The sequence below is a fragment of the Chromohalobacter moromii genome, from assembly GCF_023091865.1.
Lineage (GTDB): Bacteria > Pseudomonadota > Gammaproteobacteria > Pseudomonadales > Halomonadaceae > Chromohalobacter > Chromohalobacter moromii.
Window position 1 is genome coordinate 1286888 of record NZ_JAHXDI010000001.1, and the last position, 13132, is coordinate 1300019.

Sequence of the window (13132 nt, forward strand, 5' to 3'; positions counted from 1 at the left end):
TATCTGCCGTTTGCCGCGACGGCATAAGCGAAGCTCATCTTCTCCTCTCTCGGTAAGGCGGGGAGGTGAGGCATGAAGTCTTTGCTACTGGGTGAGCATCGGTTGCCCACCCCGCCCGCAGGCGACCCCGCCTTCGCCCCCTTGGAAGACCCCCGCATGTACTGGCCGGTACAGCGGGCGCGCTTGGCAAAAACGGTGAGGGAGGGCGCTCAATCCCTGGGCGTGCCCGTAGAGTGTGGTTTGCTTCGCTTGTGGCAATATAACCTGCCGGGTGCCGCTTGGGTCGAGCATATTGGTTTACCGCGCCGTGCCGTTGAGTTAACGCTTGGCGATCAGTTGATCTTGCACGTGAACCCGAATGACTTGGTTCGCGCTACTCACTGGCAAGGCTGGCCCCATAAGTATCGCCCGAATTCCTCGGCGTTCATTTGGGATGGTGAGTGGGATCTACGGCGCGGCGATCTGCGCCAGGGTTCTCGAGCGCGTTTCATTGCGGATATCGATGCCCATCGCGACGATCTCTCGCAGTCGGAAGCCTTCGCCAAGTACATGGCACGCTTGAAGGCCGGCAAGCCCTGGTCGTCGCATCAGCAAGGTATCCTGCTGGATAGCGAGGCCCGTATTCTTACCTTCTTGCGTGTCTACCTGAGTTTCATGGACGACATGGCCGTGCGAGGCTTCGACTCCACACGTGGGAAAGACATGCTGGGCGTGGCTGTCACACGTGAAGGGCGGCTTCTCAAGATCAACCGGGGCCTGCATCGCCTGGCGATGGCGCAGCATATCGGCTTGCCTTCCGTGCCGGTACTCGTCAAGGCCGTGCATCGAGATTGGTGGCAGCGCGTAACCCAGGGCGCCCGCGGCAACCATGCCTTGGCGCTGATGAAAGAGAACCTTGCCGATTGCACCCCGGAAACAACGGTTTCTTATCTTGGCGAGGCGAGTGGATGATACTTCCGGTTACTGAATATCGAGTCGAGACATGCAAATCAATACGATGACACTCCCCGAGGACATGGCCCTGGAAAGGCTCTCCAGCCCTCGCAGTAGCCTGGAAGAAGGCGAGAAACCCTTTTTCGATGCCAGGACCGTCTTTTACGACGTGTTCGTCGATAAGCAGGCCGGTTGCCTGGTGGCCGTGGGACCGCCGGCATTGAACTTGGAAAGCTATCTGCAGCGGCTCGTGCTGCGCATCAATGGCACCGCCACCCGGTTTCAACTTCACGAGTATGGCGAGTACAAGCTGTCGATCCTGAAGGCGCCCATCCCCGAGGGCGACGAGTACGATGTCGCGTTCGCGTTTCCGGATTTCACGCAGACGTTCAAGTTGACGGCCCTCGAACTGCCGGAGCGTAAGCGTGTGCTGGCCGCCATCTCGAAGAACAATGATATCGAGTGGATAACGTATTGGGTCGACTTCTACAAAAGCCGCTACGGCGTCGAGGATGTCTACCTCTACGACAACGGCAGCGACAACGTCGTCGAGCTGGAGCAAGCCCTGGCGGGCAAGGCCCATGTCATTCGCTGGAACTTTCCCTTCGGTCCATCTGGAAAGACGGTGAACATGTTCGCCCAGGTCGGGGCGCTCAATCACTGCCTGCACCGTTTCGCCAAACATGGCGTGCTGTTCAATTTCGATATAGACGAGTTGCTGACCGCGGATCGTGCGGCCATCGATGCGCGTTTGCGGAAGAAAGGCATCGTCTATTTCAACAGCTTTCTGGTGCCGTACCGGGATCCCGGCAAGGCGCGATTCACGCACGCGGACTTCCTTTACCGCTCGCCGAAGGTGAAGGAGACCGCGCGCAAGTTCGTGTGCCGGGCGGATGCCGTCGATGTGATTTCCTACCACAACACCTGGTCGTGGTGGCGGGTCCCGCTCCTGAACAAGCTGCGTCGCAACAAGCCCGAGAAACTACTGTTGGAGGGTGGGTACTTCCTGCACTTCATGGGGATCAGCAACAAGCAGGAGCCCGGGATTCAGCGGTTCAAGGAAGAGTCGACGGAAGGCCTCGTGTATGATGACGCGCATGTCATGACGCCGCAGACGGCGCGCGTGGGAAGCAGAAACAAGACAACAGCATGAAGCGTTACTCTCTTGTGTACCCGAAAGCAGACCCGGCGTCGGGGATGTATCCGTGGCATTGCTCGGATTGAAGGCGCAAGATATCATGTCCTGCATTAGAATTGTTTGATTTTATAGGAATGCTGGGATTTCTTGATGAGCGTGATGATTCAGCCGGTTGTTATACCTGACAGGGTTGATATAGAAAGAGCCCCAAACGATAAAGATCGTGTTTCCGAAGAGGAATTACGGTTTTTTGATAAGAAAACCGTTTTTTACGACCTCTTCACGGACCCAGCCAAAGAAGATGTCCTGGTCGGCCTTGGGCCACCACTCCTTAACCTTGCGTCTCGCCTTGATGGAATGAGGCTGGTTGTCGATGGTAAAACGGTCCCGTATAAATGGCGTGACCATCCGGAACTCAAGCTGTCGGTTTTGAAGGCAAAAATGCCTTCGCGTCATTCCGGGCATGGCGCCAGGGCTGTCGAATTGCAGTTCAACGAGTTCTCGGTGACGGTGGATGTTGGGGAGCGTGGAGCGCAAGGCAGGAAGGTCTTAGCCGCGATATCCAAGGACAACAAGGTGTCATGGGTCTCTGAGTGGGTGGATCATTACAGAGAGAATTTCGAGATCGATGATGTGTTCGTCTATGACAACGGCAGTCGCAATCGAGGCGAGTTGAAAGAAGCTTTGAAAGGGCGGGCGCACGTCGTGGATTGGGATTTCCCGTACGGACCACCGGGGAAGACCCATAATAAATTCGCTCAGGCTGGGGCGTTGAATCACTGCCTGACTCGCTTTGCAAGACGTGGGATTCTTTATAATTTCGATATCGACGAGCTCTTGATATCCAATAAAGAGACGCTTGCGTCTGAGCTGGCTGGCAAAGGGGTGGTCTATTTCAATAGCTATAATGTGCCGTTCGTGAAGCCGGCAAGTGAGAATTATACCCACAAGGATTTTGTGTACCGCTTTCCGGAGCTCAAGGCAACGGCGAGAAAGTTCGTTTGCAAGGAAGACAAGGTGGATGTCATCTCGCAGCACGCCACATGGAAGCGATCTTCCCTTTTTCTGGGCGGTCGGATGAGGCGCAACAAGCCGGATACTTGCGTCAGTCCATCCTCGTATTTTTTGCATTTCTTGGGTATCACCACGAATTGGCAGCCACGTTTGAACAAGCTTGAAGAAGTGGGCACGGAGGGGCTGGTGAAAGACGAAAGTCATATCCCTATGATGCCCGGTTCGAAGAATGGGAATACGGAAAGCATGTCAAAGGGGCTGGCCGGTGAGCGGTGACAACATGTCGTTTCTATTCGTGTCCGACCACCTGGGTGGTGGCGGTGCGCCGATCTCGATCCTGAACCTGGCCAAGGCACTGGCGGGGCGCGGCCATGACGTCACCATCGCCGTGCTCAGCGACAAGGTATGGCATGACATACCCGAAGGCGTGACGGTCAAGACGCTTCCTTTCCAGTATGCGAACGCCTGGCAAAAGCTGCGGCGCTTTCGCTTGCACGCCGAGAAACTCGATGCCTGGTTGCGCGACGAGGCGAGAACGTACGATGTCGTCATCGCGAACCTGTATTACGCGCACCGGGTCGTCACCGAATCCTCGCTGGCGGCGCGGGCGTGGCTGTGCATTCGCACCGACCCCACGGAGGCCTTGCTGGGCAAGCGTGGCTCGCGCACTAAGGCAGTACGCAAGATCCGCAGACTCTACGGTGGCCGGCGGGTCATCGCCATTTCCCACGGTATCCTGGCATCGTTGGACGCCCACGGGGCGACGCCGGCCCATGGCGAGGTGATTCACAACATCATCGACGCGGACGACATCGAGCGTCGCATGCACCAGGACGTTGAGGTGAGCGACTATATCGTCAGCGTGGGGCGCCTGGGGCTGCGGCAAAAGCGCTATGACCGCCTGCTGCGCGCCTACAAGGCGAGTGGTATCGCGCAGAAGCTGGTCTTCGTCGGCGAGGGTGAGCTGGAAAACGCCCAGGCGCTGGTCCGTGAGCTGGGGCTCGAGTCGCGCGTGGTATTCCTCGGCCAGAAGGCCAACCCCTACCCGTACATTCGTCACGCCGACCTGCTGGTGCTGGCCTCCGACTACGAGGGCTTCGGCCGCGTGATCGCGGAGTCTCTGATCTGCGGCACGCCGGTGGTGAGTACCGATTGCCCCTCGGGGCCGCGGGATATCCTGACGGGGGAGCTGGCGAATTATCTGGTGGCCTGCGATGACGAAGCCGCACTGGCCGAGAAGATCGCCAACACCGTCGCGGCACCGCCACGTATCGACCCGAGCCATTACCGGGGCTTCTCACCTAGCGCCATCGCTGAACGCTACGAGGCGCTGCCATGAGTTTCTTATAACGCGCGATGAGGCGCCATGAGTCCCAACAGGTCATGATCGAAAAAGCCCCGAACCGGGGCTTTTTTGTTTTTACGGCGTCTAATGCGTGTTGCGCCTCGGGGCTGCGCGCACGTATTTCGAGATGCCACGCACCAACTGCTTGTGGTCCCCGGTCTTGAAGGCGTACTTCACGGTGTCGGCGAGCAGCGCGAAGGGGATGCGGCAGCCGTTCTTGAACAGGACCTCGAGCTGCTTGTAGCGCCGCACCGACACCAATCGTTCCCGTTCCGCCGGGGGCAACTGGCGCCGAAGTTCGGCTTCTTCCTCGTCGATGATCGCGTAGATGCGGTCGATCTCGTCGCACGCGAACCGCTTCTTGGAGAGCTGGAAGCCGGCGTGCACTCGATAATTGAAGAGAGGCTGCGGTATCGAGCCGATGGCGGCACCGTGAATGAGCGCCCGTGTCACCAGCATCAGGTCTTCGCGGTAGGCCAGCGATTCGTTGAAGCCGCCTATCCGCTGGAAGAAGGCGCGTTCGATCATGATGGTGGGCGCATGCGGAGAGGGGTCGCCGAAGAGCACATCCTGGGCGCACGTCAGGGGCGGCTGGATGGCGCTCGGCGGTTGCGTCTCGCCGTCCGTGTCGAACCGGTCGAAGGAGCAGATGCTGATATCCAGCTTGTGATCCAGCATGTGCTGCAATTGATGGGCGACCTTGTGCTCGTAATACAGGTCGTCGTCGTCCAGAAAGGTGATGTACTCGCCCCGGGCCAACTCGACGCCCCGGTTGCGCGTCGCGGAGACACCGACATTGGCGGGGTTCGCCGAGTAGCGGACGTTGGGCCCTAGAAAGGGCGCGACCTGCTCGTGCGTCGCCAACTGGTTGGCGGAGCCTTCGCCGTTGTCGTCGACCAGTATCGTCTCGACCCGGGGATGCGTCTGGGCGATGACGCTGCGCAGTGCCGCTTCGATGAAGTGGGATCGCCCATGCATGGGGATGATAACGGAGACAAGCGGCACGTCGGTCATAGGAGAGGCAGGGGTCATAGGAGAGGCGAGTCGGTGGCGGCGGTTTGAGGTCTGAGCGTAGCATGACGGCGTCTCCGGTTTGTACAGCGCTCAGCCCTGGATCATCGGCGATGTACCCAGAATTTTGTAACGACAGCAATAGCTATATAGGGTGTGTGTACATTTTGTGTCGAACGTCGGCGCCCGCGATGGGTCTCGGCGTTCAACAATGCCTAAAAATCTGACTTACAACTTCAATATGACGGGGTGATCGAATTGAGCCACCAGCTACTGACCGCACGCAGCTCCCTGATGTTCAGCACGGCCTTGGCCGCTTTGTTTCTGGCAGCGCCTTCCTTGTCGGCCAGTGAGGCCGAGCAGGAAGAGTCGGCCAGCAAGCGCGGGTCGGAAACCATTGCTAGCCAGTTCGTGTTCGGCTCCGGCAAGGAGTGTCCCCATGAGCCGTACTGCCTGCCCGCGCTCGAGGAAGAGTACGGCCTGCACTTCGCCGATTTCGTGGTCACCGACCCCGGTGGGCCGCGCACGCGAGAGGCGCTCCTGAACGGAGACATCCAGATCGGCGTGCTCTTCACCACCAATGGGTATCTTGCCACTGACCGCTTCGTCCTGCTGGAGGATGATCGTCACGCCCAGCCGGCGGAGAACATCATTCCGGTGGCCCACCAGTCCATCGCCGACGCCTATCCCGAGCTCGGTAAGGTGCTCAATCCGCTCAGCGCAGACCTGACGACCCCGGAGTTGGCCGAGATGAATCGGCGCTTCGCGCTCGACGGGGTGGAGGCGGAGACCATCGCCCAGGAATGGCTACAGGAACACGGGGCGCCCGCGCCTTCGGAAAGTGCGCCGACAAAAGAGGGCCCCACCATCGTGGTCGGCTCCGGTAATTTCGGTGAGAGCATCATCCTGGCGGAAATGTATCACCAAGCGCTCGACCAGGCGGGATACCCCACCCGGCATCGGCAGGAAATCGGCAACCGCGCCACCTATCTGCCCCTGCTCGAAAGTGGCGAGATCGACTTGTTTCCGGAATACACCGGCAGTCTGGGTGGCTGGCTGAACACGCTCGCCGACACGAGCGGACAACCTCTGTCGACACTGCTGCCTGAGCGCGACCTGGTGGGCTTCGAGCCAGCCCCTGCGCAAGACAAGAACGGCTTCGTGGTCACCGCCGAGACCGCAAAGCGCTACGATCTCGAAAAAATCAGCGATCTGGCGAAGCCCGCTCCCTGAAGCTTGTTCTCTCCTGAAGTTCGTTCTCTAGAGGAACGCTGCATAAGTCCCGCTTTTAGACGGCCCCTTTCGGGGCCGTTTTCGTTGGTGGCCGCGATATGAGCACGCCCATGCTTGGATGGCGAGGCTTTTCATCTTCCGGTGGGTGCGCTTTGGCGTCACGATAGGGTGTTGTGCAAAGCGAAATGGGGCTCGGCATTGATGTTTAAACGTATTCTGGTGGTGTGTACGGGCAATATCTGTCGTAGCCCGGTGGCGGCGGCGCTGTTACAGCGGCAGTATCCTGATCGGATGATTGCCACGGCGGGTCTTGGCGCGCGTGTGGGAGAGGGCGTCGAGACGCATTCCCGCGCGTTGGCGGAGGCCGAACGGCCGGAGCTCGCCAAGGCGCTCAAGGCGCATAAGGCACGCCAGATCGATGAAACGATGCTGCGCGAAGCGGACTTGGTCCTGGTGATGACGGAACGACAACGTCGCGCGGTGGGGGAGCTATTACCCTCGGCCTTCGGCAAGACCATGCTGTTCGGGCGCTGGCTGGCCAACCCGGAAATTTCCGACCCCTACGGCAAAAGCGACGAAGCGTTCACGCACGTGCATCGGCAACTGGTCAACGCGGCCGAGGCATGGGCGGGGAAGTTGTAAATTAATCACGCGTGTTAAAGAAGTCGGCGGTGGCATCTTGCCCATCGAACCATTCCTCCCATGAATTGCCCTCAGGGATGAGGATGCGCGTCTCTCCGATGGAAATAATCTCGATACGCTTTACCCCGTTGAGGAAGGCGCTTTCCCTGGGTAGTCGTATGGTTTGATGGCGTTGGGAGTGAAAGACGGAACCTTGTAGCATGACAGTCACCTTAAGATGTTTTGTATGTATATTTAATTATTTAAGTCTAGCCTACCTGCCAGCACGAATGAACAGCGGCCCCTTTTGGGGCCGTTTTCGTTGGTGGGGCAAGCTTGTCGCTGCGTTAGCCGTCGGCCATGAGGTCGTCGTCGAGTTCGAAGGCGGTCAGGGTGCCGATAGCGGCGTTCTTGCGATTGCCGTACCCGGTCAGCGAGGCTTGCGGTGGGCGCTGGAGGGTGCGTATCGCGGGGGTCTCGGTGGCTTGGCCAGTGTTTTCGAAGGTGCAGTCGCGGAAGGTGAGATAGTTGCTCTCATTGGCCATGAAGACACCGGGCGCTGCGTCCAAGGTGATCATGTAGCCGTGCTGGGCGAGGTCTTTCTTGAAACGGCAGCGTTCGAAGCGCACCACATGCCGCGCATTGCGTTTGTCGCTGTTGTGCAGGTAGAGATGCCCGCCGCCGGGAGTGAAGTCGAACTGGCAGTGGCGGTAACGGTGATGCTGCGTGGTGTCGAAGATATCGAAGCGCGGTACGCCGTCACCGAGTCGGCAGGCGTCTACATCGAGCGTCTCGAAGGCTTTGACCCAGCCGGCGGATATCTCGCAGTCGTGCAGACTGATGCGCTCGGCCGGTACATGAAAGAGCCGTGCCCGCGTGGCGCTCAGCGTGAAGTCGCGCAGGTGCGATTGGCCGATGAGCTTGAAGCCTACGGCAATGGGCTCATCGGTGTCGCCGTGTCGGCTCTGGAAGTGGGCGAGATGCAGATCGCCTTTGAAGCCGGCCGCCGAGACGATTGAGGCGTAACTGGCGCGCATGCTGTCATGGCGCGATGCGTTGAACGTCTGCCAGGTTTCGTCGAAATGGCGGATATCGATATGTCCATCGCCTGTGAGCAATAGGGAGCTGCCACTGCGTTGGGAGCCACGTAGTTTTGTACAGAGACGTTGCCCCGTTAGGTGGCTGGCCGCAAGGTCCATCTCGATACAAAAGCCTCTGTCGATGTCGCGTGACAGGCAGTCGTCGACGGTATGGCGTACGGGAGTGTCATTCAGATCGCTGAGTAAATACCCATCGCCCGTCGTCTCGGCGATGCAGCCGCGCAGGGTGAAGTGCCCAGTGCCTTGCGACGGAGTGCGTCCGGTGGTGGCGACGAAGCCGTGATGCGTCGTGTCGCGCGAACGACAGTTGATAAAGCGAACGTCGTTGCTATTTTCGGCCCAGAAACCGGCGTTGTATTCATCGTCGCCGTAATCGACGCTGGCGTGATGGCCGTTTTCGGCGAGACAGTCGATGAAGTCGATGCGCTCGCTGAGGATGTTTCTTGGACTCTCGCCGTAAGTGTCGGTGACGAAGCCAATACGCGTGAAGTCACGTGCCTGGCAGCGTTCGACGATGCCATCGCGAGAGTCGGCGATGAAGATGCCGTCCCCATAGTTACCGCGCGCATGCTCGGCGACGACATCGCGGAGCACGAAGTTGCGTGCGCCAACGCGGAGACAGGAGCGGGGAGAGCGGCGGCAAACAAGGTCGTGGGCGGTGACGTCGTGGCCAAGGAGGTCCAGTGGCAAGGCGCCGGTAAAGGCGTCGTGGTTGGCGGTACTCCAGCGGGCGGGGTCGTCACTGACATTACCGTCCAGCGTCATGCCCGATAGGGTGGCACCATCGTGGATCGCGACAAACGCACCGTAAGTGTCACTGGTATAACGAAGGGTCGTACGCGTGACGCCCGCCCCGGTCACGCGGATGCCCGTAAAGCGTAACCCGGTCCCCGACGAGGCGAAATCACCCTCGGGAAAGACGATATCGCGCTGCTGGGCATTGGCGGCTTTGGCAAGTTGCTTCAAGGCGAGATACTGATCGCTGCCGTCCCCGCGCGCGCCGAACATGCCGGGCGTGAGCGTGTCGTCGAGGCGTCGTAGAAAACGCCCGTCGGCTTGGTCATGGGCACGAAAACAGGTACCCCCGTCTTCCTCGCGTCGTTCATGGGCGTACCAGATGAAACTTCCCCCGCCGAGTGATTCCCCCGCGTGGTAACCGGCGACTTGGATACGTTGCCCATCTTGAAGGCGGGTAACGTCCAGTGCCTGCATCTCGGCGATGGAGTCGGCATGCAGCGTCTCTGCTCCCTCCTGCGTTGTTTTTCCCTCTTTGTCTCTTTTTTCCATACCTGCAGCGTGAGTCGGCAATAAACCGGAAGCGGTCAGTACAGCGCCGCCCTGGAGTAGTCGAGCCAAGAGCCGTCTTCTCGAAGTGTTCATTTTTCCCTCCGAAATAATTGCCTAGCGTAGATGAAATTTTGTTGAGTAATGAGGTGAGTATTCTCCTTATTGGTGGCGTATTTTCATCATTTTAGTTGTCTTTCGTTACTCGTAGTGAGGACGCGTTAAGCGCGTGATGAGTAGCGTTAATATTATTGTGTGGTCTCGTTTGATATCCGTTTATTACGGCATTGTAAGTGTAAAGTGCGACTGGTTTTTGACGTACGATTTGGGTGCTTTTGCGTATGAATAATATGGGGTTCCTTAATCACTAAAACCGTCTGGCTGTAAAGATGAACACTTTGTAACTTGTTTGGCGAAAACCCGGTTATTTACGTCCTTAAGCGGGCGGCACGGGACACTGAAAAGGTGGCGTCAATCATGTTCAATAAGCATAAAGTTCTGGAGAAGATGGATCGTTCGGCATGGGGGGGCGGTGAGTCGTGGGCGGCGAGTGGCCAAGCGCTAGACACGCGTTACGAACGCCGCCACTCACGCTGGTACGAGCAGTGCCTGATGGGTATGCCGTTTCACTTCATCGTAGGCTTGCCGGCGGTCGTGATGGTGCCGTCGCTGGTGGTGCACGGTGAGGGGTTTTGGCGCGATCTTCCGCCGGGCCTTGCTACGACGCTATGGGCGGTGGGGGCGGCATTCCTGATCACATTGTTCGTCTTGCATCGCATGACGCGTTTTCCTGGGACGCAGGCGGTGGTCTATGTCGTGCCGCTGGTCAGTGCGGTGTTCGCATTGACCTGGGCGTTGCTGCTTGGCGTGGCGCCTGTCGACGAACGCGTGCTGTGGGGGGGCTATGTGGCAAGCCTGCTGTGGTTCCTGGTCGGCTATGCGGCGGCGCAGCGGTTCAGGCGCCCGCGCTTTGCCTTGGTTCCGCTGGGCGAGGCGCGCCACCTCACCGAGACCGAAGAGAGTCGACTGTACAGACTCGAAGTGCCGCGCCTGGGCGCGCAGCGTATCGACGGCATCATCGCCGACCTGCGCAGCGATGAGCTCAATCAGGAGTGGGTGCGGTTTCTCACCAAGTGCACTTTGCACGGCATTCCCGTGTACCAGATCAAGCAGATCGATGAGTCGCGCACCGGCCGCGTGAAGTACGAACACCTGGCGGATACGGAGCTGGTCTCCTGGTTGCCGTCACCCTTGTATAGCGCCTGCAAGCGGGGGCTTGATATCTGCGGTGCCATGCTGCTGTTGCCGTTGCTGGCGCCCATCATGTTGGCCACGGCATGGGCGATCCGCCGCGACAGTTCGGGGCCGGTGTTTTTCTTGCAATGGCGGATGGGACATCGCGGCCGACCGTTTCGAATCTACAAGTTTCGCAGCATGTATTGCGACATGAAGGGGAAGGAATTCGCTTCCGGTGAGGATGATCCGCGCATCACGCCGGTGGGCAGGGTGATCCGCAAGTACCGCTTGGATGAGTTACCGCAGCTTCTCAACGTGCTCAAGGGCGACATGAGTTTCATCGGTCCGCGCCCCGAGCCCGTGGATCTCTCACAGTGGTACGAGCAGGACATACCGCTTTTTAGCTACCGGCGTGTCGTCAGGCCGGGCATTTCAGGCTGGGCCCAAGTCGAACAGGGCTATGCCGCAGAGGTCGATGATATGGCTATCAAGCTGCAGTACGACTTCTATTACATCAAACATTTTTCGCTGTGGCTCGACGTGCTGATTCTACTGCGCACGCTGAAGACGATCAGTAGTGGATTTGGGGCGCGCTGAGGCGTGCTCTCGTTGAATTGAGTCATTGTGGGGCCCCCGTCTGCGTACGGGGGTATTTTATTTAGAGTATGAGTTTTCTCGTACTCCTGCACAGCTAAATTATCGTACTTGATGGATGAGCTTGTTGATTAAAAGGCGCGATTTAGCAACGAGTAAAATCCAATGTAAGCATTGTGTAAATTCAGCCTATGAAACGTTACACAATGCATAGAATGAAATCCGCAATACGATACTTGTGTAAGTAAGGGAATGGGCGCGCAGTTCAAAAGGTTGATGATTAAAGCAGTAAGTAACACAAGCGATGCGTGCCGCAAGCCAAAACTAGAGAAAGGGTTTGAAAATTAGTGGTTATGGCCCGGGAGATGTGGTGTCGCTCCAGGGCGGTAGCGTGGGTAAAAGAATTTTAGGCCCTAACAAAACGAAGAGTGAGGGAATCGGCATGATTGCAAGCCGTATGGAATACCGTTCAGGGTGGAGAAAGCCGCTACTGGGGCTTTCTTTCATGGTGGCGCTGTCGGGTTGTGCGTTCGCGCCCGGCAGCAATATCGACTATGAAGCTGATCCGCAGGGAGAGGACATCTCCGACAATATCGAGGTCAAGGCAATTACGCCGAGTCTCGTCAAGACGATGGCGGAGTCGAAAGACGATTTGCGCGACTCGTTGTTTGAGTACACCGAGAATGCGGTGCCCGAATCCAAGATCGATTACGACTACATGATCGGGCGCGGTGATGTACTTAGCGTTGTGGTATATGACCACCCTGAGTTGACGATTCCCGCCGGGAGTGAGCGGAGCGCGGAAGAGTCGGGCAACGTCGTACATTCGGACGGCACCATCTTCTATCCCTACATCGGCACGGTGGAAGTCGCGGGACGCACCGTGCGCGATGTTCGTGGGGAGATCCAACGCCGCTTGGAAGGCTACATCGCGCAGCCACAGGTGGACGTAAAAGTCGCTGCCTTCAATGCGCAGAAAGCCTATGTCACCGGGGAGGTCGATAGTCCGGGAGCGCAGCCTATCACCAACGTGCCGCTTACAGTGCTGGATGCGCTCAGCAGCGTCGGTGGTCTGACGCAGGGCGGCGACTGGCATGACGTCGTGCTGACCCGTAATGGCGTCGAGCGGCACTTGTCGGTTTACAACATGCTGGTTAATGGCGATCTCGATCAGAACCTGTTGCTACAGGATGGCGACGTGTTGCATGTGCCGGTTGTCGGCAATCAGCAGGTCTACGTGATGGGCGAGGTCAATACGCCGATCGCCGTGCCGATGCCGAATGCACGCTTCTCGCTGACCAATGCCTTGTCACAGGCCGGGGGCATCAGCGAGAGCAGCGCCGATGCTTCGGGTATCTTCGTGATTCGCCGCAAACAGGATGTCGACAGCGACACCTACGCGACTGTTTACCAGCTCAACGCCGAGAGCGCGATCGCCTTTGCACTGGGGTCGGAATTCATCCTTCAGCCCACCGATGTGGTGTATGTCACCGCCGCGCCGATGGCGCGTTGGAACCGCGTTATCAGCCAGATCCTGCCTAGCGTGACGGCGATCTACCAGCTGTCGCAGGCCACGCGTGACATCAAGGACCTCAACGACGACTTTTAAGCCGTCATTGTCTC

General features: G+C 58.4%; 11 protein-coding genes. 8 read left to right on the forward strand and 3 right to left on the reverse strand.

Translation table 11 applies throughout. The features are described 5' to 3' along the window. The first annotated feature begins 72 nt into the window (after positions 1-72). The 4 genes from KZO83_RS05745 (at position 73) to KZO83_RS05760 (ending at position 4424) form a co-directional block, all read left to right on the forward strand. Positions 73-951, forward strand: a complete 879-nt coding sequence (locus KZO83_RS05745) for a hypothetical protein (protein WP_247620068.1) — start codon at positions 73-75, stop codon at positions 949-951. 31 nt (positions 952-982) lie between these two features. Continuing rightward, positions 983-2086 (forward strand): glycosyltransferase family 92 protein, encoded by a 1104-nt coding sequence (locus tag KZO83_RS05750; RefSeq protein ID WP_247620069.1) that lies wholly within the window; start codon positions 983-985, stop codon positions 2084-2086. 135 nt (positions 2087-2221) lie between these two features. Continuing rightward, positions 2222-3361, forward strand: a complete 1140-nt coding sequence (locus KZO83_RS05755) for a glycosyltransferase family 92 protein (protein WP_247620070.1) — start codon at positions 2222-2224, stop codon at positions 3359-3361. Between the two features lie 4 nt (positions 3362-3365). Continuing rightward, entirely contained in the window at positions 3366-4424 is a 1059-nt protein-coding gene (locus tag KZO83_RS05760) for a glycosyltransferase (RefSeq protein ID WP_247620071.1), read from the forward strand. A 90-nt stretch (positions 4425-4514) separates the two neighbouring features. Here KZO83_RS05760 and KZO83_RS05765 read toward each other — a convergent pair whose 3' ends face one another. Beyond that, positions 4515-5462, reverse strand: coding sequence for a glycosyltransferase family 2 protein (locus tag KZO83_RS05765; protein WP_336296566.1), 948 nt, complete (start codon positions 5460-5462; stop codon positions 4515-4517). 237 nt (positions 5463-5699) lie between these two features. Here KZO83_RS05765 and KZO83_RS05770 point away from each other — a divergent pair, with 237 nt between their 5' ends. Next, entirely contained in the window at positions 5700-6674 is a 975-nt protein-coding gene (locus tag KZO83_RS05770; protein WP_247620073.1) for a glycine betaine ABC transporter substrate-binding protein, read from the forward strand. 201 nt (positions 6675-6875) lie between these two features. Next, a complete protein-coding gene (locus KZO83_RS05775) occupies positions 6876-7316 on the forward strand; it encodes a low molecular weight protein-tyrosine-phosphatase (protein ID WP_247620074.1) in 441 nt (146 codons plus the stop codon). 1 nt (position 7317) lies between these two features. Here the strand turns inward: KZO83_RS05775 and vapB are convergent, their stop codons facing one another. After that, positions 7318-7518, reverse strand: a complete 201-nt coding sequence (gene vapB, locus KZO83_RS05780; protein WP_247620075.1) for a type II toxin-antitoxin system VapB family antitoxin — start codon at positions 7516-7518, stop codon at positions 7318-7320. 124 nt (positions 7519-7642) lie between these two features. Further along, complete coding sequence (locus tag KZO83_RS05785) at positions 7643-9751, reverse strand: right-handed parallel beta-helix repeat-containing protein (protein ID WP_247620076.1); 2109 nt, start codon at positions 9749-9751, stop codon at positions 7643-7645. Between the two features lie 405 nt (positions 9752-10156). Between KZO83_RS05785 and KZO83_RS05790 the strand changes: the two genes are divergently transcribed. Both KZO83_RS05790 and KZO83_RS05795 read left to right on the forward strand, forming a co-directional pair. Next, positions 10157-11512 carry an exopolysaccharide biosynthesis polyprenyl glycosylphosphotransferase gene (locus tag KZO83_RS05790; protein ID WP_247620077.1) on the forward strand — a complete coding sequence of 452 codons (1356 nt, stop codon included), beginning with the start codon at positions 10157-10159 and terminating at the stop codon, positions 11510-11512. 454 nt (positions 11513-11966) lie between these two features. Beyond that, positions 11967-13118, forward strand: coding sequence for a polysaccharide export protein (locus KZO83_RS05795; RefSeq protein ID WP_472924480.1), 1152 nt, complete (start codon positions 11967-11969; stop codon positions 13116-13118). The last annotated feature ends 14 nt before the right edge of the window (positions 13119-13132 follow it).

Bases quoted from the DNA above. Each gene is read 5' to 3' on its own strand.
- KZO83_RS05745 (WP_247620068.1), top strand. From the start codon at position 73: ATGAAGTCTTTGCTACTGGGTGAGCATCGGTTGCCCACCCCGCCCGCA.
- KZO83_RS05750 (WP_247620069.1), top strand. From the start codon at position 983: ATGCAAATCAATACGATGACACTCCCCGAGGACATGGCCCTGGAAAGG.
- KZO83_RS05755 (WP_247620070.1), top strand. From the start codon at position 2,222: ATGAGCGTGATGATTCAGCCGGTTGTTATACCTGACAGGGTTGATATA.
- KZO83_RS05760 (WP_247620071.1), top strand. From the start codon at position 3,366: ATGTCGTTTCTATTCGTGTCCGACCACCTGGGTGGTGGCGGTGCGCCG.
- KZO83_RS05765 (WP_336296566.1), bottom strand. From the start codon at position 5,462: ATGACCCCTGCCTCTCCTATGACCGACGTGCCGCTTGTCTCCGTTATC.
- KZO83_RS05775 (WP_247620074.1), top strand. From the start codon at position 6,876: ATGTTTAAACGTATTCTGGTGGTGTGTACGGGCAATATCTGTCGTAGC.
- vapB (WP_247620075.1), bottom strand. From the start codon at position 7,518: ATGCTACAAGGTTCCGTCTTTCACTCCCAACGCCATCAAACCATACGA.
- KZO83_RS05790 (WP_247620077.1), top strand. From the start codon at position 10,157: ATGTTCAATAAGCATAAAGTTCTGGAGAAGATGGATCGTTCGGCATGG.
- KZO83_RS05795 (WP_472924480.1), top strand. From the start codon at position 11,967: ATGGAATACCGTTCAGGGTGGAGAAAGCCGCTACTGGGGCTTTCTTTC.